The sequence below is a fragment of the Enterobacter cloacae complex sp. ECL411 genome (assembly GCF_021869665.1).
GTDB lineage: Bacteria > Pseudomonadota > Gammaproteobacteria > Enterobacterales > Enterobacteriaceae > Enterobacter > Enterobacter intestinihominis.
In genome coordinates, this window is the sequence record NZ_CP091486.1 from 2,855,336 (window position 1) to 2,877,152 (window position 21,817).

Sequence of the window (21,817 nt, forward strand, 5' to 3'; positions counted from 1 at the left end):
CCCGGAGAAAATCAGGCGAGTTTAGGGAAGGTCGCGATCTTTTTTTGCAGATCACCTTCCTGACTTTGCGGCTGGATCGCGCGCAAATCGTCAATAAAACGCGCCTGCCAGCGGTTAATATCATTCTTCATGATCGTCTCCATCATTTCCGAATGGCGTGAAATACGTTCCGCAAGCGGCATAGTTAACGCACGGTTCAGGGCATTTGCCACGTCATCGCGATCGTAAGGGTTTACAATCAGCGCTGAGGTTAACTCGTTTGCCGCACCGGCAAATTGAGACAGCACCAGCACACCCGGGTCAGCAGGATCTTGTGCTGCAACATACTCTTTTGCCACCAGATTCATCCCGTCGCGCAGGGGCGTGACCAGCCCGACGTCCGCATAGCGGAACACTTTCATCAGAATTTTGCGCTCAAAATGCTGATTCAAATAGAAAAGTGGTGTCCAGCCAAGCTGCCCGTAGCGCCCGTTGATGCGCCCTGCTTCGGTCTCAAGCTGGTGACGGATATCCTGATAGGCCTGAACCTCACCGCGCGAGGTCGGCGCTATCTGGGTATAACGAATCTTGCCGTGATGCTGCGGGAATTTTTCCAGCAGGGTTTCGTACGCGAGGAATCGCTCCGGCAACCCTTTGGAATAATCAAGTCGTTCAACCGAAAAGATATTCTTAACGTGCTTGAGTTCATCCTTAAGCTGGGCAAGCTTCGGAGGCAATGGACCGGAGGCCTGCTCGGCAATTTCGTCTGGCTCAATACCAATCGGGTAGACCTCGGTGTGGAAATTACGTCCCCACGCGGTGTGAGATTTGCCGCCGTGAGTAACCAGTCGGGTTTTACCGGACACGCTGTCGAGGAAGGCCAGCCTGTCGTTTTCCGTCTGGAAACCGAGCAGGTCGTAATCGGACAGCGCCTCAAGGATCTCTTCATGCTGCGGCAGTGCCGTGAAAATCTCCGGCGTCGGGAAAGGAATGTGCAGGAAAAAACCGATTCGATTATTCACACCACGTTTTCGCAGTTCCCTAGCGAAAGGCAGCAGATGGTAATCGTGGATCCATAAAATATCGTCTTCTTCGATCAGCGGCAGCAGTTTATCTGCCAGCAGCGCATTAACGCGCATATAGCCTTCATAGGATTCACGCTGGAATTTCACCAGGTCCAGACGATAGTGAAACGCTGGCCACAGCACGGCGTTTGAGAACTCGGAATAATATTCATCATAGTCCTTCTCACTGAGTGCGAAGGAAGCCCACGTGATATTGCCCCGTGACACCTTTTTAAGCGGTTTCTCATCATTACTGATTTCCCCGCTCCAGCCAAACCAGAGACCACCCGCGGCTTTGAGGGCACCTAATACCCCGACCGCCAGGCCACCGGCACTGGCTTTTTTATCATCCGGCGGTGCGATGCGATTAGAGACGACGACTAAGCGACCCATAATGATTTCTCCCGTTGTTTTGCGCTATTTGTTGTTGTTGCTGGTTAGCGACATCAGATATCCACTGCCAGACGCTGGCGACGTTTTCCAGCCGCCATCCGGCAACGGTTTCACCCGGCCCTACCTTGACAGACATGCCACTGGCCTGGTTTACCACGCTGAACCCGGCCTCGTCGGTCAGGTCATCCCCAAAAAATACTGGCGTACGCCCTTTAAACGGCGCTTCCGCCATAAACGCTGCAATAGCAGCGCCTTTATTAATTCCTGCTGGTTTAATCTCGACCACACATTTACCGGGCTGTAACGCCAGCTCCGGATGGGCTTCCGCCACGCTTCTTGCTACCGAAAAGATCGCCGCCTCATGGTGAGGCGCCTGACGGTAGTGCAGCGCAAAGGCCATGCCTTTGGCTTCCAGTTCCGTACCGGGAAGCAGTTCCAGAGCAGAAGAGAGTTGCGCATGCAGCGCCTGAACCAGCGTATCGGGGAGTGAAACTATATGCAGTTGATCATGGATATCGCGGCGCTCCGCTCCGTGCACACCGGCCAGCGGAAAGTGATAAGGACTGGCGAGCACATCCAGCTCGGCCATTGAGCGCCCTGAAATCAATGCCAGTGCCCCCTCGTTCTGTCGGGAGAGCTGCTGCAAATTCTCTAACACCAGATCCGGTACAACAACGTCGTCAGGATGCGGTTCAATCCCGGCGAGCGTCCCGTCGAGGTCAAAAAAGAAAGCAAATTTTCCGGGCAGTACAGGCGGTGCGGTTAACAAGTCAGCCACCCTAATCCTCCTTACAGTGAACAAAACAGCCATGTAAGTATAGACAGTGTGACGGCGCTCGCCATTTAGCAACCGGCCCGTCAGCATAACTGGCGGGCCGGTCAGGGAGTCAACTATGGTTAATAGTTAAGCAGATAAGTGGCTAAAAATAAATCAGACGGTACGCTTAGCTTTTTGCTTGTAACGGTCGAAGATCACTGCTGCCAGCAGGATCAGGCCGCGTACGACGTACTGAGAGAACGGAGAAATATTAAGCAGGTTCATGGCGTTCTCCACGGTCCCCAGAATCAGGATCCCCGCCACCACATATGAGATTTTTCCGATGCCGCCCTTGAGGGATACGCCCCCCAATACGCAGGCGGAAATGACAATCAGCTCATAACCGATAGAGGTCATTGGCTGGCCGCTGGTCATACGCGACGCCAGAATAATCCCCGCCGCTGCCGACACCAGCCCGGAAAGCACAAAGATAATGATCTTGGTCCGTACGACCGGGACACCCGCCAGACGCGCCGCTTCCTCGTTCCCGCCAATCGCCAGGGTATTACGACCAAAGGTGGTGCGGTTAAGCAGGAAACCAAACAGGATCAGACAGGCTACCGTCAGCCAGATAGGCGCAGGCAAGCCCAGCCAGTTGGCATAGCCCAGCGTAAAGAAGCGCTCGTCTTCAATCCCCACCGCCTTACCGTCGGAGATGATATAGGCCAGACCGCGCACGATTTGCATGGTCGCAAGCGTCGTGATCAGGGCGTTAATCTTCAGGCGCGCAATCACAAAGCCGTTCACCAGACCGCTCAGCACGCCGAGCATCAGCCCCGCCAGCACGCCGATCCACAGGCTTTCGGTCATATTGATCACCACGGCAGTGGTGACCCCGGCACAGGCAATCACCGAGGCGACCGACAAGTCAAAATCGCCGGAGGCCAGGCAGAATAGCATTCCGCAGGCCACCATGCCGGACATGGAGATAGCCAGCCCCAGCCCCTTCATGTTGATGAAGGTCGCAAAGTTTGGCACAAAAATCGCGCACGCAACGAACAGGGCGGCAAAAACCACCAACATGCCGTACTGGTCCCAGATGCGGCCAAAACTGAAAGCCGACTTCGGCGCTCCGGATGTAGTAACAGAGGACATCATTGACTCCTTACTCAGGCGACAGCCTGGCTAACTTTAGGCATGGCGAGACTCAACGCCTGTTGTTCATTCGCCTGTTCATGCAGCAATTCACCGGCAATTTCGCCTTCACGCATCACTACAATGCGGTCGGCGACGCCCAGCACCTCGGGCAGATCGCTGGAGGCGAACAGCACCGCCACGCCGCGTTTTGCCAGCTCATAGATGACGTTATAGATTTCGTGTTTCGCCCCCACGTCGATACCGCGCGTTGGTTCATCCAGCAAAATGACCTTCATGTCTTCCGACAGCCAGCGCCCCAGAATGGCTTTTTGCTGGTTGCCGCCGGACAGGTTCATGATCAGCTGTTCAGCCCCGGGAGTTTTGATGTTCAGCGAACGGATATGGTGATCAGCGTTGCGCGCCTCCCAGCCGTCGTTAATCAGACATCCCGCGCGGATGAACTTGCGCCGGGCAGAGATGTTGATGTTGTCGCGCACCGAGTGCACTGGAATAATGCCTTCGGCCTTTCGATCCTCCGGACAGAGCATGATGCCCGCGTTAATCGCCTGCGCAGGCTTCTGTATATCGACCTTTTTCCCGTCGACGAAGACCTGGCCCTGGGTAATGCGCGTCCCGCCAAACAGCCCTTTCATCAGCTCGCTGCGCCCTGCCCCGACAAGGCCAAACAGCCCGACGATTTCGCCGCTGCGCACCGAGAGTGAAATAGGTGTGCGCACGCCTGGGGCTTTAACGCTATCCAGACGCAGACGCTCAGGGCCGTACTCGCGCGGCTTCCAGTGGTAAATATCCCCCAGATCGCGCCCGACCATCGCCTGCACCAGCTGGTCATGATTGACCTGCTGCATATCGGTGAAGGTGCGCACGTAGCGGCCATCCTTAAACACGGTGATGGCATCGCTTAAGGCAAAAATCTCTTCCATACGGTGGGAGACGTACAGAATGATGCGGCCCTCTTTGCGCAGCTCGCGGATCACGCGAAAGAGGTTTTCAATTTCACGCGCCGAGAGCGAGCTGGTTGGCTCGTCAAAAGCGATGATCTTGGCGTTACGCGCCAGCGCTTTGGCAATTTCCACCATCTGCCACTGACCGATGGAGAGATACTTAAGGGGCGTTTGCGGATCGACATCCAGCCCAAGGTGCCTGAGCTGCAAGCCCGCTTCATAGTTGAGCAGCGAGCGGTTGACCACGCCGCTTTTATGCGGAAGCTGGCCCAGGTAGATGTTCTCCGCCACGGTCATTTCAGGAATGAGATGCAGCTCCTGATAGATGATGGCGACGCCCGCGTTTAACGCTGCCGTGGTATCGGCAAAGGCCACCTCTTCGCCGCGAATGGCCAGCGTGCCGGTGGTGGGCGTGTAGTTGCCGCTGAGAATTTTTAGCAGCGTGGATTTTCCCGCGCCGTTCTCCCCCATCAGGGCATGAACCTGGCCGGCATAGCAGTCGAAGCTGATATCGGTCAGCGCGTTTACGCCGGGGAATGTTTTACCGATGCCGCGGAAAGAGAGATACGGATCAGACTGTTGCATAACGACTCCGTGATTCCTGTAGTGTATACGTCAGGCCCCTCACGGCGTGTGAGGGGCGCAATCACAGCGTATTACTTACCGCCCAGTCCTTTTTTCGCCAGCTCCTCTTTGAAATTATCGCGGGTGATCAGCACCACATCGGTTACTTCGGTGAATTTCGGCGGCTCAACCCCCTTGGTCACCCAGTTGTAAAGCATTTCGCTGGATTTATAGCCGTGGACATCCGGGCTTGGCAGCAGAGAGCCGTAGAAACCGGTCGCCTGCGCTTTAGACAGTTCGCTCACGGCGTCCACGCCGTTGATGCCGATCCCGATCACGTCCGGTGCTTTAAAGCCCTGGCCTTCCGTTGCACGCACGCCGCCCAGCACGGTGTTATCGTTCATCCCCACCACCAGCCAGTGCTTCACTTCCGGATGCTGGACGAGCATGGAGTTCGCCGCATCAAAGGCGCCCGGAATATCGTTGGATTTGGTCGGAACTTTGTAGATCTGTTTTTCCGGGAAGCCAGCCGCTTTCAGGGCGTCCATGGACCCGGTGGTACGACGACGGGCGGTGTCCAGCTCGTCAGCGGTAATGGCCATCACGGCGGTCTCTTTGACATCCCAGCCGCGTTTTTGCATCTCTTTGTAGAGCTCCTGGCCCTGACGCTCGCCGATTTTGGTGGCCGCCATCATCACCAGCGGAACGGTATCCATCGGTTTGCCTTTGGCATTCACGAACTGATCGTCCACCGCAATCACTTTCATGTCATAACCGCGCGCTTTCGCGGCAATCGCTGAACCCAGCTTTGGATCCGGCGTACAGATAACGAAACCTTTCGCGCCGCTCGCCGCCAGGCTATCAATGGCGTTAAGCGTTTTCTCGCCGTCAGGTACGGCGATTTTAATTACCTCAAATCCCAAATCTTTTCCGGCTTTATCAGCAAATTTCCATTCGGTCTGGAACCACGGTTCTTCCGGCTGTTTAACCAGAAAACCGAGCTTTAAATTTTCAGCGATAGCGGATTGTGACATAACGGCAGCCAGGCCGATGGCCGCCAGCGCTTTAGTAAATTTGTGCATGGTAAACTCCAGCTTTAGCATTCTTATCTGTAGGGAATAATGGCGAACAACTTATTTAATCGGACTTAAAACAAGGCATTAGCGCTTACCTCGTTATAAGCGTTATTGCTGGAGATAGTTTTAGCGGGAAATTAATCATCCATAAGAGAGCGACATCACACCGCAGAATTACAGTAATTGCGTACATAAATTCAGCGAAAAATGACATAAAAAAGGACGTAATTGTCCTACAAATGGAAAGGAGTTAAGCAGGATTATCCATAAGGTCAGCTAAGTAATCCCTGTAACCCGGACGCCTTAGCGTCCGGCAGAAAATTTACCAGCGGTAATAGATGTGTTCAGCATGATCGCGCACGGGGGCATCGTCGCCCAACAGACGCGCAGAGAGCGTCAGCGCAAAGTCAAAAGCGTGCCCCAGCCCCTTGCCGCTGATGAGGTTGTTATCCTCCACGACCGGCGCATCCACATATACTCCATCATCAACGGTCTGCCACAGATCGCCGGAACAGACGTAGCGCCGCCCCTTCAGTAGCCCGTTTGCGCCCAGCACCCGCGCAGCCGCAGAGCAGATCGGGCAGATGAGTTTGCCGTGCTCGTCATGCGCGGAAACAAAGCGGATCACCTCCTGGTTAGCCGCCAGATTGATACTCCCCTGCGGCCCACCGGGTAACACGACCGCGTCATACAGCCTATTAAAACGTTCCGTTAAGGTACTGTCAGCCACCATGGGGATATTGTGGTAACTCACTACCGCACGGGACTCCGCGCAGGCCAGCGTTTCCACCTCAATCTGCAAGCGACGCAGGATATCCACTGTGATAATCGCTTCTGCTTCTTCAAAACCAGGTGCCAGCAGCACCGCAACTTTTGTCATCATAAACCTCTACGGGTGAAAAGATATAAAACATCGTTTCATTTTCCAGATTTGTTAGATAACAATCTTACGACGCGATCACAGAACCGTATATTATGTGAAAATTGATTTAGCTCAAATTTGCTACAGCAGGATATATTTGCAGTTATTATTTCTGATTTAACACTTTCACAGAATTTCCCGCCACAGAAGGTTTCCTGAAACGATAAAAATGGGAAGCACTGATTTTAATATCATTAAAATCATATAGATAAAAAATATTATATCTCGTTACCTGTTTTCTGTTCTGCGCTATATTTAAATTTGTAATGTATGGTAAACACAGCCCAACTAAGAGTTTTCTTAATTCAAAGAGAAGCGTATGCTTATTTAAATCGAACACAGGACGTGAATTTTCGAGTTTGTTTACCTTGCAGAAATCTTTTTCTGTTATTCAATCGTCAGTACCTGCCGGGTCAGGTTTCGTAGCGGACATCAAGTCCCACAGTCAATAAGGATATGAGTATGACTACCCAAACGATGATGCAAAAACTGAATGCCCAGATGAACCTGGAGTTTTATGCTTCAAATCTGCATCTGCATTTGAGCGCCTGGTGTTCCAGAAAAAGCCTCAACGGCACTGCCACCTTCTTTCGTACTCAGGCGCAAAGTAACGTCACGCACATGATGCGTGTCTTTAACTTTTTGAAAGCCATCGGCGCCAATCCCACACTCAAAGAGCTTGAAACGATTGAAGATAATTACTCCTCTCTGGAGGAACTGTTCCAGAAAACGCTTGAAGAGTATGAGCAACGCTGTACAAAGCTGAACAAGCTGGCCGATGAAGCCAAAGCGCAACAGGACATCATTACCCTCAAGTTTTTACGTGATATGGACAGAGAGCAGCAGCAGGATGGCATGCTGCTGAAAACGCTCGCAGACGAAATCCGCAACGCGAAACGCGCGGGGATCTGTCTGGAGCAGACGGACCGCCATCTTCTCGACATAGCTACCGTGCAACACCACTAAGTCCCTTCACCCGCTCCCGTCAGGGAGTGGGTGCCAACTCCCTGCTTATGCTGACATTTAACAAATCAGATCTTGCTCCCAATGAATAACCACACATCGTGTAATGATTTGTTTAATTACATTCATTAACGAGGGAGCATCATGATCACCATTGAGTTTATTGTCATTATCCTCTGCCTGCTGGTAGGTACCCGCTTCGGCGGGATGGGCCTGGGGCTGATAAGCGGCATCGGCCTGTTTATTTTAAGTTTTGTCTTTGGTCTGCAACCCGGTAAACCGCCGGTTGACGTGATGCTCACGATCCTCGCCGTCATCGGCTGCGCGGCCACACTACAAACCGCCGGTGGCCTGAACGTGATGATGCAATTCGCAGAGCGCCTGCTGCGTAAACATCCCCAGCACATCACCCTTCTCGCGCCGTTTACCACCTGGATGTTAACCTTTCTCTGCGGGACCGGCCACGTCGTCTACACTATGTTTCCCATTATCGCGGATATCGCCCTGAAAAAAGGCATTCGCCCGGAACGGCCGATGGCGGTTGCCTCGGTGGCCTCTCAGATGGCGATCACCGCCTCCCCCGTTTCCGTGGCCGTCGTTTCGCTGGTCTCTATTCTGGGTGCGCAGCACGGTATCGGCCACGCGTGGGGGATCCTCGAAATACTCGCCGTTTCCGTACCGGCCTCACTGTCTGGCGTCGCCATTGCGGCACTGTGGAGCCTGCGCCGGGGGAAAAACCTCGCAGACGATCCTGAATTTCAGGAAAAGCTGAAAGATCCGAAACAGCGGGAGTTTATCTATGGGGGAACGGAGACGTTGATGGATCAGCGTTTCCCTAAACAGGCCTACTGGTCAACGTGGATCTTCTTCGCCGGGATTGCCGTTGTGGTCCTGCTGGGTGCGTTGCCCGAGTTGCGTCCGGCGTTTGAGATCAAAGGCAAAATGACGGCCCTGTCGATGAACCTTGTCATTCAAATGATGATGCTTATTGCCGGGGCCATCATGCTGATGACCTGTAAGGTTAATGCGTCGGCCATTTCAAACGGAGCGGTATTTAAGGCGGGGATGGTCGCCATCTTCTCGGTGTTTGGCGTGGCATGGATGAGCGATACCTTTTTCCAGGCGCATCTCGACGAACTGAAAATGGCACTGGAGGGGGTAGTGAAGAGTCATCCCTGGACGTATGCCATCGTGTTGTTTCTGGTGTCGAAACTGGTCAACAGCCAGGCCGCGGCCTTGACCGCGGTCGCCCCGATGGGGTTGATGTTAGGCATCGATCCGAAAATGCTGGTGGCCTTCTTCCCGGCCTCCTACGGCTACTTTGTGCTGCCCACCTATCCGAGCGATCTGGCCTGTATTGGATTCGATCGCTCCGGCACCACCCGCATCGGTAAATTCATCATCAACCACAGCTTTATTCTGCCGGGTCTGATTGGCGTCAGCTGTGCCTGCGTGGTGAGCTATCTGCTGGTGCAGACGTTCTTTTGAGCCTTCTGTGGGCGACAGACTCTGTCGCCCTTCGACGTAAAATCAGAAAACGGTTTCTAATTTTAAAACATCGGTTTATTTTAATGTGACTCACCCTGCGGCGTGAAGCGCAGTTCAATCAGCGCGATCGCTTTCTGGATCGCGCGGAGCGTAACCGGGTCCGCCGCAGCAGGATGATTGGTGAAATCGATGTTTTTTAGCTGGGTCGACATCTTTTCGCGTACCTCAACCGGCGCGATAACGTCAATCACATCAAGGATTTGTTTGATAACCAGCTGGCAGGCGACGACGTCAGATACCAGTTCCTGATCGGCGCTCAGGTTTTGTGACATGGGGTTCTCCTTATTCAAAGGCCGCCATAGTAGCAAAACAGACGCCCTTCCATCTCCCTCTCGTCGTCCGCCGACATAAAAAAACCTGCCGAAGCAGGTTTTTTTATCAGAACATCGCACCCGGTGGGACGTCTTTAAACGTTGTGCAGTAGTTAGCCCACATGCTTTTCAGGATTTTGCGCAGTTTCATTATGTTGCTCCAGTAACGTGTTATGCAGGTGTTATTATCAATACGCTTATAATATGACCGCCATCACAAAAATCAACCATTTTGTGACCTGCATCACGGTTAATAAACCCTCGGTGCTGCCGGTTTGTTAAAAAAAGGCACGATAAATCCGCACGTTACAGACTTATAAATTCCAGTAAATTTTTATAAAATTTTTTGAGCGGGCAGGAAGAGAATGAGTGAAAACGTATCCGGCAAAGAGAGCCGTGGATTAACGCCTGCGGCACTGCTGGTGGCCGGTGCTTTCTTTATGGAGTTTCTGGACGGGACGGTGATCGCCACCGCATTGCCGGATATGGCAAAAAGCTTCGGCGTACAGGCCGTGGATCTGAATATCGGCATCAGCGCCTACCTGATCACCCTTGCCGTGCTGATCCCCGCCAGCGGCTGGATCGCCGACCGCTTCGGCGCGCGAAAAGTATTTGCCCTCGCGCTGGCGATCTTCACGCTGGCCTCGGTATTTTGCGGCCTGTCCACCACGCTCGAGGAGTTTGTCGCAATGCGCGTCTTCCAGGGCATGGGTGGCGCGCTGATGGTGCCCGTGGGTCGCCTGGCCGTGTTACGTACAACGCCAAAGCATCAGCTCATCACGGCAATCGCCACCCTGACGTGGCCTGCGCTGGTCGCGCCGATCATCGGCCCGCCGCTGGGCGGGTTCATTACAAGCTATGCCGACTGGCGCTGGATCTTCTTTATTAATGTGCCGCTGGGGATAATCGCCATTTTGCTGGCACTGCGAATCATTCCGGACCTGCATGAAGATACGCGCCGACCGTTTGACTTGCCGGGTTTTGTGGTCACCACCCTTGCCATGGTGAGCCTGGTTTATGCGATGGAGTTGATGGGCGCAGAGCCTCTGCGGACAGGATTAACCGCCACGCTGTTTATCGTCGGTGTCGCCGCGTTGAGCCTGGCGCTGCGCCACTTTAAGCGGGCAACCTGGCCGATGATCAGGCTCGATGCGATGCAAGTGCCGACGTTTCGCGTCACCCTGTACGGCGGATCGCTGTTTCGCGCCTCCATCAGCGCGGTTCCGTTCCTGTTACCGCTGATGTTCCAGGTCGGCTTTGGCATGGACGCGTTCCATTCTGGCCTGCTGGTGCTGGCCGTTTTCGTAGGCAATCTCACCATTAAACCGGCGACGACGCCCCTGATCCGCAGCCTGGGGTTTAAGCGGCTGTTGCTGATTAACGGTTCACTGAATGTCCTGGCGCTGCTGGCCTGCGCCTTTCTTACGCCGCAGACTCCTGTGTGGCTCGTCATGCTGATCCTCTATCTGGGTGGCGTTTTTCGTTCGATCCAGTTTACAGCCATCAGTACGCTGGCCTTTGCGGATGTACCCTCTGCGCAGATGAGCTATGCCAATACGCTGTTTTCAACCGCAACGCAGCTTGCCGTGGGACTTGGGATCACGCTCGGGGCAATTGGTATTCGTATCGGGGAAAAAGTCAGTGAGACGATGGGGATTGCCGGCATGCCGGGAATGAGCTTCCGGCTGGCATTTGTGGCGATCGCGCTGATCTGCCTGGTGGGAATGGTTGACACGCTGCGTCTGACCAAAAATGCAGGCAGCGCGGTATCATCGAAAAAGTAAGGCTCTGTGCCGGGCGGGCAACGCACCGCCCGGCAAAGGAAATCAGCCAACAATACCGCGCACGAAGGCTTCGATCTCTTTGTCCTGGCAGTTCTCGAAGAAGCACTGCTGGAAGCGCTGGCCTGAGACGGCGGTTTTAACCAGCTCAGGATCGATTGCACGCAGGGTATCCAGATAGTTTTCTTTTACCACCGCCGCTTTCACCTGGTTCAGAATACCGGCGTTACGCACCTGCGGCTCCTTACGCTCTGGTGGATAGCCTTCGCCATTGCGTCCGGTAAACGCTTTCTCAAAGATAAAGCGTACGTTCAGTTCTGCCCCCCAGCCGAAGCCCTTCGCAAACGGCAGAGAAAGCGCGTTACCGTTGTTGATTTGCGCGAACAGGAAAGCATCCGCAGGATCGATGCAGTAACCGCAAATCACACCCGGATGGATGTTCAGGGACATTAACGCGCCCTGCCCGGTACCGCAGCCGGTAACAACAAAATCAACGGCTTTAGCGTTAAGCAGAATGCTCGCCATGATGCCCAGGTGAATATAAGTGAGATGATGATCGTTCTCATCACTCATACCGACGTTATAGACCGGGAAACCTTTCTCATCAGCAACGGCTTTCAGCTCATTAAGGATGATGGGATTCTTAGCGGCCTGGCTGTTTTCCATCATCAGTGCAATTTTCATCTTGTCTCTCCTGAATGCATGGCGGGCGATCCCGCTGTGGATACCTTTTCAACTTAACCTTACTATCAAACAAACGCACTTTCAAATTAAGTGAAAACTTGTTTTAAAAAACAAAGATGCGCTCACAATTTCGCGCGGTGGCCCGGCTCGTTGTAGAGTGAAAGGGCAGATCCTCCGGCTATTCCGGCCATTGCGTCCCGTCGCGTTGGTTACAATGGCGTATTTCCCGTCACGCAGAGTGAAACATGAAACGTGTAATCATAGCCGGAACGATCCTGTTGCTCGCCGGGTGCAGCATCAACCGTCAGGCAGAAGTCAGTAGTACGGATGCCCCAAACGGAATTGTGCGCCTCGACTATGGCCAGACCATGCTCCAAAACGCCTGGTCTGATGACTATGTTAATAACGGTACGGCAACAAAGGCCTGCCAACGCATGGGCTACGCCTCCGCGTCAGCCTACGGGCAGCCGATTAAAACCTGCACCCTGATCAGCGGTTCACTCTGTCTGAACGAAAGTGTGACCATTCAGTATAAATGTCAGGGATATGCCGTTACCTCTTCCAGCCAGAATCCGTGGTATTAACCGCGACTGCCAGTCACGCTGGCAGTTTATTTAATAAGAACAAAAACAATTCTCATTAATAAATACAAATGGCGGCAATGCGTTTTATTCCCATTCGTATTTTTAATAAATAAATATTTATTTTACTTTTTGCAAATAATTAAATAACAAATTATAGTGTCGCTCATCGTGAACCAGAATTAATAAACCGGAGCTGCACCATGTTAAAAACTGAAATGATCGACAAGCTCAATGCGCAAATGAATCTTGAGCTATTTTCTTCCCTGCTTTATCAGCAGATGAGCGCCTGGTGCAGCTATCACAGCTTTGAAGGGGCTGCCGCCTTCCTGCGTCGTCATGCCCAGGAAGAGATGACGCACATGCAGCGTCTGTTTGATTACCTGACGGACACCGGCAGCCTGCCGCGCATTGATAACGTGGTATCGCCTTTCGCCGAGTACGGCTCTCTTGATGAACTGTTCCGTGCCACCTATGAGCACGAACAGCTGATCACCCAGAAAATTAATGAACTGGCTCATGCCGCCATGACCAGTCAGGATTATCCAACCTTTAATTTTCTACAGTGGTATGTGGCTGAACAGCACGAAGAAGAGAAGCTGTTTAAATCCGTGCTGGATAAATTATCTCTGGCAGGTAAATCCGGGGAAGGTCTGTACTTCATTGATAAAGAGCTGTCGACGCTCGACACGCAGAATTAATAGAAAAGCGGTGCTGAGTTTTCAGCACCGCTTTATTCAATGACGGCAAATTTTACTTTCGTGCGTGGAAAATCCGTCTGCTGCCGGAATGAATTTTCCGCGCGCCGCCAGAAACGCCACCAGCTCCGCGGCTGTCATTTCCGAAGCTGAACAAGTATGGAAACGCGCCGCTTCGCCAAAGCGGGCATGTATCGCCTCAACCAGACTCTGCTCCGTATAGCGCTCACCTGACTCAATCATCATATTCAGCACGTCGTGTCCGTGAATTGACATCATTACCTCTCGCAAATAAAAAGCAGACTAAATGCTCCCTCCACGGCACGCTTTGCGCTGGCGCAGGTTCCCCCTTTCTTTTTGTAAATTAATCATTACACCCTATGTAACGGTGATTTGACGAGATGGTGCTTTTACCTTACTCTGCGCCGCAGAATGAGTCGCGGTATGGAAGCGTTGTAGAGGAAAGCGTGAAGAACAGAACTCTGGGAAGTATTTTTATCGTCGCCGGAACGACAATTGGCGCAGGAATGTTGGCCATGCCGTTGGCTGCCGCCGGCGTCGGGTTTGGGGTTACCGTAGTGCTGCTGGGCGGTCTTTGGGCCCTGATGTGTTACACCGCGCTATTATTGCTGGAGGTTTATCAACATGTCCCTGCCGATACCGGCTTAGGCTCCCTGGCTGCACGCTATCTTGGACGCTACGGGCAGTGGATCACCGGTTTCAGCATGATGTTCCTGATGTACGCGCTGACCGCCGCCTACATCAGCGGCGCCGGGGAGCTAATTGCGTCAAGTATCAATGACGGCTTCGGTGCGTCGCTTTCACCGGAAACAGGCGCCATTGTCTTTACGCTGATCGGTGGCGGCGTGGTTTGTGCGGGCACGTCGCTGGTCGATCTGTTTAACCGTTTTTTGTTCAGCGCCAAAATTCTCTTCCTTGTTGTGATGCTGGTGCTGCTGGCACCGCATGTGCACAAGGTTAACCTGCTCTCCCTCCCGCTGGAGAAAGGTCTGGCGCTTTCGGCCATCCCGGTGATTTTCACCTCTTTCGGTTTTCATGGCAGCGTGCCGAGCATCGTGAGCTATATGAACGGGGATATTCGCAAGCTGCGCCGCGTCTTTGTGATCGGCAGCGCCATTCCGTTGATTGCTTACCTGTTCTGGCAGCTGGTGACGCTGGGCAGTATTGATTCCACCACCTTTATCGGCCTGATGGCAGAGCATTCTGGTCTGAATGGATTCCTGGTTGCCCTGCGTAACGTGGTGGCCTCTTCACACGTGGAGCTGGCGGTACATCTGTTTGCAGACCTGGCGCTGGCAACCTCCTTCCTCGGCGTAGCGCTTGGCCTGTTTGACTATATGGCGGATCTGTTCCAGCGTCGCAATACCGTTGCCGGACGCTTACAGACGGGGGCGATGACCTTCCTGCCGCCGCTGGCCTTCGCGCTCTTTTATCCGCGCGGGTTTGTGATGGCGCTGGGGTATGCTGGCGTGGCGTTATCGGTACTGGCCCTGCTGCTGCCTTCCCTGCTGGCGTGGAAGAGCCGCCAGCAACATCCGCAGCAAGGATACCGCGTGGCGGGTGGTAAGCCGCTGCTGTGCGTGGTGTTTGGTTGTGGGGTGGTGATTATTCTGGTGCAGGTGCTGATTGCAGCGGGAATGCTGCCGGAAGTGGGATAAAAAAAGGGGCTATGAATAGCCCCTTTTTTCAGTGCAGACAGCAACTCTTAAACTTCTTCCCGCTCCCGCACGGACACGGATCGTTACGTCCCACCTTCGACCCGTTCACGATCGGCTTTTTCGCTTCCGGCTGCTGCGGATTAGCCACCCAGTAGTTGTACAAACGCAGCGCCGCAGGCTGAATGCTCTCGATGCTGGCCATATACTCCTCTTCGGTCAGCGCTTCCAGCTTCTCGCTGTGCTCTTCCGTTCCGTGCAGGGCAATCACCGCCAGATCCGCTTCCAGCGCTTCCGGCAGGGATGACCAGTCCGTCAGCGCCACGCCGCGCATGTAGCCATAGCACCACTCTTCCACTACGGTATAGCTCTGACCGTCAACGTCGTTATAGCCAAACAGCGGTTCAAACTGATCCGGGTATTCGCTCAGGCGCTCGGCAATATCGTTCATGTGCTTAAAGCAGAGATCGATAAAACGGTTCATCTCACGATCGTTTTTCCAGCGCGGAATATACTTCTCGCCACCCCATACCGCCACCAGCCAGGTGTCGGGCTCCACCACAACGGGACCGGAAAGTACTGCGGTAAGCATGCCGTCCAGTTCGGACACGTCAATCACGGATGCATCGTCGTGTCCGTAAGAGATTAATGTCTCTTCCAGCCACGCCATCTCGCTTTCATTTAATGGGCCTTCAGCCATTGCTGATACTCCTGATAAAAAAAACGATCCTGACATATATCGCCGCGCATGCCTATCTGAAGTTTAGGTCTTTATTGCTGCAAAAACGTGCAAATCGTGACCGTTGCACAACTTATGGGCTTTGTTGTTAAGGAGATGTGATCTCCGCTGTAAATTCATCTCATCCCGCAAAGGCGCATAAAACGGCGCTCTATACTCAACGTGTTGTGACCCGGTCAAGGGATTAACCATTCTGGCAACCTTTTTGCTTAATGTTCTGCGCGCTTCGCGGTGCGTGGGATCCTCGCCGTATTAAGCACGAGATTGCTTCTAAAGTGCATTTTGTTCTCGCTCTTGTTTTTGGATTTACGATGCCATCAGGCGTTCGGGTTTATACCTGGTGCAAAAACCTCTTTGCTAAGGAACATAATAATGTCGCTGAAATTTACCAAAACTCCCCTCTCCCTGTTGCTGGCCGGTTGTCTGGTGACGGCCTTTTCTGCACAGGCCGATATCGTGATCGGCGTGGCCGGGCCGTTCACAGGCCCGAACGCAACCTATGGCGATCAATACTGGCATGGCGCTACGCAGGCGGCGGAAGACATTAACGCCGCTGGCGGGATCAACGGTGAGAAAATCAAACTGGTTCAGGGCGATGACGCCTGCGAACCCAAACAGGCCGTTGCCGTCGCCAACCGCTTAGTCGATCAGGATAAAGTGAAAGCGGTCGTCGGCCACTTCTGCTCCTCGTCGACCATGCCCGCCTCCGAGGTCTATAGCGATGCCGGGATCCTCTCCATCACCCCCGGCTCAACGAACCCGCTTATTACCGAGCGGGGCATGAGCGATATGTTCCGCATGTGCGGACGTGACGACCAGCAGGGCCAGGTCGCCAGCGATTTTATTCTTGATAAGCTGAAAGCCAAACGGGTCGTCATCATCCACGATAAAGACACCTACGGTCAGGGGCTGGCGGACGCCACTAAAGCGGCGCTGGCGAAACGCGGCGTTAAGGAAGTGATGTACGAAGGGTTGTCCCGCGGGGAGAAAGACTTTAACGCGCTGGTGACCAAAATTGGCGCACAAAAACCAGACGTGGTGTTCTTCGGTGGCTGTCACCCGGAAGCGGGCCCGCTGGTTCGCCAGATGCGTGAACAGGGCGTGCAGGCGAAGTTCTTCTCGGGAGACTGTATCGTCAATGAAGAGATGGTCACCGCCGCCGGTGGGGCGCAGTACACCAACGGTATTTACATGACCTTCGGTAAAGACCCGCGCCTGATCCCGGACGGAAAAGCCGTCATCGAGAAATTCCGCGCCGGTAAATTTGAACCAGAAGGATACACCCTCTACGCCTACGCGTCTGTGCAGGCTATCGCAGCGGCATTCAAGGCCACGAAAGGGACGGATTCCGTAAAAGCCAGCGAGTGGCTGAAGGCCAACCCTGTCGACACGGTGATGGGTAAAAAAGCCTGGGACAGCAAAGGTGACCTCAAAGTGTCTGACTACGTGGTCTACCAGTGGGACGACAAAGGCAAATATAAAGAAGTGCCATAACGGGACGGAATCTGCTCAACGCCGGCAGGTCTGACTGTCGGCGTAACCCTTTATTCAGGTGCGCGACCATGAGTACATTCTTCCTGCAACAATTAATTAATGGCTTAACGCTGGGTTCGGTCTACGGTCTTATCGCCATCGGCTACACCATGGTGTACGGCATCATCGGTATGATCAATTTCGCCCACGGCGAAGTGTATATGATCTCCGCCTATCTCTCGGCCATTGGCCTGGCCCTGCTGGCGTTTTTTGGACTCCACTCCTTTCCGCTGCTGATCCTGGGAACCCTTGTTTTCACCATCGTGGTCACCGGCGTTTATGGCTGGACGATTGAGCGCATCGCCTATAAGCCGCTACGCAATTCGACGCGTCTGGCGCCGCTGATTTCGGCCATCGGGATGTCGTTGATACTGCAAAACTACGTCCAGCTCAGCCAGGGCCCACGGCAGCAGGGCGTACCGACCATGCTGGATGGTGTGCTGCGTTTTCACCTCGGCGAAGGGTTTGTCCAGATAACCTATACCAAAGTCTTTATTCTCATCGCCTCGTTCGCGGGCATGCTGGTGCTGACCTGGATTATCAACCGTACCCGCTTAGGGCGCATGTGCCGTGCGGTGCAGCAGGATCGTAAGATGGCCTCCATTTTGGGTATCAACACCGACAGAATTATTTCGCTGGTGTTTGTTATCGGCGCAGCCATGGCCGGGCTGGCGGGCGTGCTGATCACCATGAATTACGGCACCTTTGATTTTTACGTCGGGTTCGTTATCGGCATCAAGGCCTTTACGGCAGCGGTGCTGGGCGGCATCGGCTCTCTGCCCGGTGCGATGCTTGGCGGGCTGATTCTGGGCGTCGCAGAAGCGCAATTCTCCGGGATGGTGAACTCGGATTATAAAGACGTGTTCTCGTTTGGATTGCTGGTATTAATCCTGATCTTCCGTCCTCAGGGGCTGCTGGGCCGCCCTGTCGTGGCTAAAGTGTAAGGAACAACGCGATGACCTCTGACGGCTTTTCCCTGAAGCGCTGCATTCTGGACGCGATTTTTTCCGGAATGATCGCCCTGATTATTTTCGGCCCGATTGCGGGCGTCATACTGGATGGTTACAGCTTTACCTTTGACGGCCAGCGGCTGGCGTGGATTGTAGGCACGGTGATGCTGGGACGCTTTTTGCTGAGCGCCTTTTCAGCTACGGCGGCCGGAAGACGTTTACAGGCGCGGTTTGAATCCGACAATGCGGGGGTGTATGTCCGGCCACCGGCGTATAAAAGCCGCATGCGCTGGATCATTCCGCTGATTGTCACGCTGGCGATCTGCTTCCCGTTTGTGGCCACAAAATACGTTCTGACGGTCGCTATACTCGGACTGATCTACGTCCTGCTCGGTCTTGGGCTGAACATTGTCGTTGGCCTGGCAGGGCTGCTGGATCTGGGTTATGTCGCCTTCTATGCCATCGGCGCTTACGGGCTGGCGCTCGGGTATCAGTATCTGGGGCTTGGGTTCTGGAGCATGCTGCCGCTGGCGGCGCTAATGGCTGCGGGCGCGGGCGCCCTGCTCGGCTTTCCGGTGTTACGCATGCACGGGGATTATCTCGCCATCGTCACGCTCGGGTTTGGCGAGATCATCCGTCTGGTGCTGAACAACTGGCTTACCTTCACCGGCGGGCCTAACGGCGTTTCAGCCCCTGCCCCGACCTTTTTTGGCCTGGAGTTTGGCCGACGCGCCAAAGAAGGCGGCGTCCCTTTCCACGAGTTCTTCGGCCTGAACTATAACCCCAACATGAAGTTTATCTTCATCTATGCGGTGCTTTTCCTGGTAGTCATGCTGGTGCTGTACATTAAACACCGGCTGACCCGAATGCCCATTGGACGGGCGTGGGAAGCGCTCCGTGAGGATGAGATTGCCTGCCGTTCCATGGGGCTCAACCACGTTCTGGTCAAACTCTCGGCCTTCACCCTGGGCGCATCGACGGCAGGTATCGCCGGGGTGTTTTTTGCCACCTGGCAGGGGTTTGTTAACCCCACCTCTTTCACCTTTTTTGAATCGGCTCTCATCCTCGCGATTGTGGTCCTGGGCGGGATGGGCTCCACCGTCGGCGTCGTACTGGCCGCCTTTGTGCTGACCGTCACGCCGGAACTGCTGCGCAGCTTTGCGGAATACCGCGTGCTGCTGTTTGGCATGCTGATGGTGGTGATGATGATCTGGCGTCCTCGCGGTCTGATCCGCATCAACCGCAGCGGATTTGTCGTGCGTAAAGGAGTGGCGCCATGAACGCAACGATTTTGCGTGTAGAACATCTGATGATGCACTTCGGCGGGATCAAGGCCTTAAACGACGTCAATCTTGAGGTGCAGCGCGGCTCTATTACTGCACTCATTGGGCCTAACGGCGCGGGAAAAACAACCGTCTTTAACTGCCTGACCGGTTTCTACCGGGCCTCCGGCGGCAACATTCTGTTCAATGCACGAAATAAAACCACCAATGTCATTCAGGTGCTCGGCCAGAAACTCCAGCCGGGCGACTGGCTCAGCCCGGCGCAGCTTGGTCAACGCCTGTTCTATAAGATGTTTGGCGGCACGCATCTGGTGAACCGCGCGGGTCTTGCGCGCACGTTTCAGAACATCCGCCTGTTCCGCGAGATGTCCGTTGTGGAAAACCTGCTGGTGGCACAGCACATGCGCGTCAACCGCAATCTGCTGGCGGGGGTGCTGAACACCCCTGCGTATCGTCGGGCAGAGAACGAGGCGCTGGACCGGGCGTTTTACTGGCTGGAGGTGGTGGATCTGGTAGATTGCGCGAACCGTCTGGCCGGGGAAATGTCCTATGGCCAGCAACGACGCCTCGAAATCGCCCGCGCCATGTGCACCGACCCGGAGATGATTTGTCTCGATGAACCTGCTGCCGGCCTGAACCCGGTGGAGACGCACAAGCTGAGCGAGATCATCCGGTTCCTGCGCGACCACCACGACATCACGGTTTTGCTGATCGAGCATGATATGGGGATGGTGATGGGCATTTCAGATGACATCATTGTGCTCGATCACGGCGATGTGATTGCCAGAGGTAAACCGGCTGAGATCCAGCACAATGAAAAAGTGATTGCCGCGTATCTGGGCACCGACGAAACCGAGGTTAATCTGTGAGCGCACCGATGCTTCAATTTCATAATGTGGACGTTTTTTACGGGGTGATCCAGGCGTTGAAGCAGGTTTCACTTGAGGTAAACAAAGGGGAAACCGTGGCCCTGATTGGCGCTAACGGCGCGGGGAAGTCAACATTACTGATGTCTGTCTTTGGTCAGCCCCGGATCCGCAACGGGCAGATCCTCTTCTGCGGCGAGGATATCAGCCACAAATCCACCCACTATGTTGCCACCGGCGGCATCGCGCAGGCACCTGAGGGAAGACGCATTTTCCCGGATATGTCTGTAGAAGAGAACCTGCTGATGGGGACAATCCCCGTCGGCAATCAGCATGCAGCTGAAGATATGCAAAGCATGTTCGACCTCTTCCCTCGCCTCAAGGAGCGGCGTAACCAGCGGGCGATGACGCTCTCCGGCGGTGAACAGCAGATGCTGGCTATTGCCCGGGCGCTGATGAGCCGTCCTAAACTTCTGCTGCTGGATGAACCCAGCCTCGGCCTCGCACCAATCGTGGTTAAACAGATCTTCCAGACGCTGCGCGAACTGGCCCGTAACGGAATGACGATTTTTCTGGTCGAGCAGAATGCCCACCACGCGCTGAAATTGTCCGACCGCGGCTATGTGATGGTTAACGGCCAGATTCGGTTAAGCGGCAGCGGCGAGGCGTTGCTGAAGGATCCGGAGGTGAGAAAGGCGTACCTGGGCGGCGTGTGAAGCCTGGAGGCTATAGTGAGAAAAACTCACAGTGATTGCCATTATTAATCGTTTTTCTGATGCGACCGCATTCAAATATCATCTTTACGACCCGCCTTTGCGCGGGTCGATAAAACGTTCAGCCGCAAACTGAATAATAATGATAAGAGGATCCGGGGCAAATATGACACTTGATGCGTTATATCAGTTATTGAAAACTGTATTACCACCTGACACCGATTCAGCCGATGATTTACAGGATTTTATGGCCATGCTTATGGCTAAGAAACATCACTCAGAGGCTCTGTCACCGTTTTCGCAGCGCGTATACATGCTGTCCGTTGCCCATCGCGACCCTAAGCAAGCGGCTGCGCTGATTTCAGCCTGTCATCCTGAAGCAGGAAAGCCCCTTCCGCTGCTCGACTTCTCCGGCTGGCCGCACGTGCGCTACGCCACGTCGGGTGAATTACAGACGCCTGAGACTGAAGAATATTTTCACAGGATTTCGTCTGCCGCCACGATATTACGCGGTGCAATTATTGACGCTGAGCAGCAGAAAAACACGCCAGCATTTTATATTCTGGATAAGGTACTCAGCCTGAACAGCGCTTTGCCAGAACGCTATAAAAAGATGGCAAACATCTCTTACTCATAA

General features: G+C 54.0%; 23 protein-coding genes. 12 read left to right on the forward strand and 11 right to left on the reverse strand.

Features of this window, described 5'->3' with window-relative positions:
- Positions 1–11: 11 nt before the first annotated feature.
- From otsA to L3069_RS13700, 6 genes are all read right to left on the reverse strand, one after another.
- Positions 12–1,436, reverse strand: coding sequence for an alpha,alpha-trehalose-phosphate synthase (gene otsA / locus L3069_RS13675; RefSeq protein WP_022648514.1), 1,425 nt, complete (start codon positions 1,434–1,436; stop codon positions 12–14).
- The gene (otsB, locus tag L3069_RS13680) at positions 1,411–2,214 is read right to left on the reverse strand and encodes a trehalose-phosphatase (RefSeq protein ID WP_022648515.1); all 804 of its coding nucleotides are present in this window, start codon (positions 2,212–2,214) and stop codon (positions 1,411–1,413) included. Before otsB ends, otsA begins: the two co-directional genes overlap by 26 nt.
- A gap of 153 nt (positions 2,215–2,367) precedes the next feature.
- A complete protein-coding gene (gene araH, locus L3069_RS13685; RefSeq protein ID WP_022648516.1) occupies positions 2,368–3,348 on the reverse strand; it encodes an arabinose ABC transporter permease AraH in 981 nt (326 codons plus the stop codon).
- Positions 3,349–3,362: 14 nt separating this feature from the next.
- A complete protein-coding gene (gene araG, locus L3069_RS13690) occupies positions 3,363–4,877 on the reverse strand; it encodes an L-arabinose ABC transporter ATP-binding protein AraG (RefSeq protein ID WP_023300465.1) in 1,515 nt (504 codons plus the stop codon).
- 71 nt (positions 4,878–4,948) lie between these two features.
- A complete protein-coding gene (araF, locus tag L3069_RS13695) occupies positions 4,949–5,938 on the reverse strand; it encodes an arabinose ABC transporter substrate-binding protein AraF (protein ID WP_017384422.1) in 990 nt (329 codons plus the stop codon).
- A gap of 316 nt (positions 5,939–6,254) precedes the next feature.
- Complete coding sequence (locus L3069_RS13700; RefSeq protein WP_032624817.1) at positions 6,255–6,812, reverse strand: DJ-1/PfpI family protein; 558 nt, start codon at positions 6,810–6,812, stop codon at positions 6,255–6,257.
- 504 nt (positions 6,813–7,316) lie between these two features.
- On the opposite strand from L3069_RS13700, the gene L3069_RS13705 reads away from it, so the two are divergent.
- Complete coding sequence (locus tag L3069_RS13705) at positions 7,317–7,820, forward strand: non-heme ferritin-like protein (RefSeq protein ID WP_038416282.1); 504 nt, start codon at positions 7,317–7,319, stop codon at positions 7,818–7,820.
- 141 nt (positions 7,821–7,961) lie between these two features.
- Positions 7,962–9,305 carry an anaerobic C4-dicarboxylate transporter gene (locus L3069_RS13710; RefSeq protein ID WP_022648521.1) on the forward strand — a complete coding sequence of 448 codons (1,344 nt, stop codon included), beginning with the start codon at positions 7,962–7,964 and terminating at the stop codon, positions 9,303–9,305.
- A gap of 80 nt (positions 9,306–9,385) precedes the next feature.
- On the opposite strand, the gene L3069_RS13715 is transcribed toward L3069_RS13710, so the two are convergent.
- Positions 9,386–9,637 carry a DUF2766 family protein gene (locus L3069_RS13715; RefSeq protein WP_003859683.1) on the reverse strand — a complete coding sequence of 84 codons (252 nt, stop codon included), beginning with the start codon at positions 9,635–9,637 and terminating at the stop codon, positions 9,386–9,388.
- A gap of 106 nt (positions 9,638–9,743) precedes the next feature.
- Positions 9,744–9,827, reverse strand: coding sequence for a stress response protein AzuC (azuC, locus tag L3069_RS13720; RefSeq protein ID WP_003859682.1), 84 nt, complete (start codon positions 9,825–9,827; stop codon positions 9,744–9,746).
- Between the two features lie 214 nt (positions 9,828–10,041).
- On the opposite strand from azuC, the gene L3069_RS13725 reads away from it, so the two are divergent.
- Entirely contained in the window at positions 10,042–11,460 is a 1,419-nt protein-coding gene (locus L3069_RS13725; RefSeq protein WP_038416283.1) for an MFS transporter, read from the forward strand.
- A gap of 42 nt (positions 11,461–11,502) precedes the next feature.
- Here L3069_RS13725 and L3069_RS13730 read toward each other — a convergent pair whose 3' ends face one another.
- Positions 11,503–12,141, reverse strand: coding sequence for an RpiB/LacA/LacB family sugar-phosphate isomerase (locus L3069_RS13730; RefSeq protein ID WP_003859680.1), 639 nt, complete (start codon positions 12,139–12,141; stop codon positions 11,503–11,505).
- A 245-nt stretch (positions 12,142–12,386) separates the two neighbouring features.
- Between L3069_RS13730 and yecR the strand changes: the two genes are divergently transcribed.
- The gene (gene yecR / locus L3069_RS13735) at positions 12,387–12,725 is read left to right on the forward strand and encodes a YecR family lipoprotein (protein ID WP_022648524.1); all 339 of its coding nucleotides are present in this window, start codon (positions 12,387–12,389) and stop codon (positions 12,723–12,725) included.
- Positions 12,726–12,925: 200 nt separating this feature from the next.
- Entirely contained in the window at positions 12,926–13,423 is a 498-nt protein-coding gene (gene ftnA, locus L3069_RS13740; RefSeq protein ID WP_022648525.1) for a non-heme ferritin, read from the forward strand.
- A 36-nt stretch (positions 13,424–13,459) separates the two neighbouring features.
- Here the strand turns inward: ftnA and L3069_RS13745 are convergent, their stop codons facing one another.
- On the reverse strand, positions 13,460–13,699 hold the full coding sequence (locus tag L3069_RS13745) for a YecH family metal-binding protein (RefSeq protein WP_038416284.1): 240 nt from the start codon (positions 13,697–13,699) through the stop codon (positions 13,460–13,462).
- Between the two features lie 188 nt (positions 13,700–13,887).
- Here L3069_RS13745 and tyrP point away from each other — a divergent pair, with 188 nt between their 5' ends.
- Complete coding sequence (gene tyrP, locus L3069_RS13750) at positions 13,888–15,099, forward strand: tyrosine transporter TyrP (protein ID WP_038417048.1); 1,212 nt, start codon at positions 13,888–13,890, stop codon at positions 15,097–15,099.
- A 28-nt stretch (positions 15,100–15,127) separates the two neighbouring features.
- Here the strand turns inward: tyrP and L3069_RS13755 are convergent, their stop codons facing one another.
- Positions 15,128–15,796: a YecA family protein gene (locus tag L3069_RS13755; RefSeq protein WP_038416285.1), complete on the reverse strand. Its 669-nt coding sequence runs from the start codon at positions 15,794–15,796 to the stop codon at positions 15,128–15,130.
- A 411-nt stretch (positions 15,797–16,207) separates the two neighbouring features.
- On the opposite strand from L3069_RS13755, the gene L3069_RS13760 reads away from it, so the two are divergent.
- The 6 genes from L3069_RS13760 (at position 16,208) to L3069_RS13785 (ending at position 21,817) form a co-directional block, all read left to right on the forward strand.
- Positions 16,208–17,329 carry a branched-chain amino acid ABC transporter substrate-binding protein gene (locus L3069_RS13760; RefSeq protein WP_038416286.1) on the forward strand — a complete coding sequence of 374 codons (1,122 nt, stop codon included), beginning with the start codon at positions 16,208–16,210 and terminating at the stop codon, positions 17,327–17,329.
- Positions 17,330–17,397: 68 nt separating this feature from the next.
- Entirely contained in the window at positions 17,398–18,312 is a 915-nt protein-coding gene (locus L3069_RS13765) for a branched-chain amino acid ABC transporter permease (RefSeq protein ID WP_003859667.1), read from the forward strand.
- Positions 18,313–18,323: 11 nt separating this feature from the next.
- Positions 18,324–19,598 carry a high-affinity branched-chain amino acid ABC transporter permease LivM gene (gene livM, locus L3069_RS13770; protein WP_038416287.1) on the forward strand — a complete coding sequence of 425 codons (1,275 nt, stop codon included), beginning with the start codon at positions 18,324–18,326 and terminating at the stop codon, positions 19,596–19,598.
- Complete coding sequence (locus tag L3069_RS13775; protein WP_038416288.1) at positions 19,595–20,470, forward strand: ABC transporter ATP-binding protein; 876 nt, start codon at positions 19,595–19,597, stop codon at positions 20,468–20,470. The genes livM and L3069_RS13775 overlap by 4 nt, the downstream gene beginning before the upstream one ends.
- Positions 20,467–21,183 (forward strand): ABC transporter ATP-binding protein, encoded by a 717-nt coding sequence (locus L3069_RS13780; RefSeq protein ID WP_032622411.1) that lies wholly within the window; start codon positions 20,467–20,469, stop codon positions 21,181–21,183. The genes L3069_RS13775 and L3069_RS13780 overlap by 4 nt, the downstream gene beginning before the upstream one ends.
- Positions 21,184–21,346: 163 nt before the next feature.
- Positions 21,347–21,817, forward strand: coding sequence for a hypothetical protein (locus L3069_RS13785; protein WP_038416290.1), 471 nt, complete (start codon positions 21,347–21,349; stop codon positions 21,815–21,817).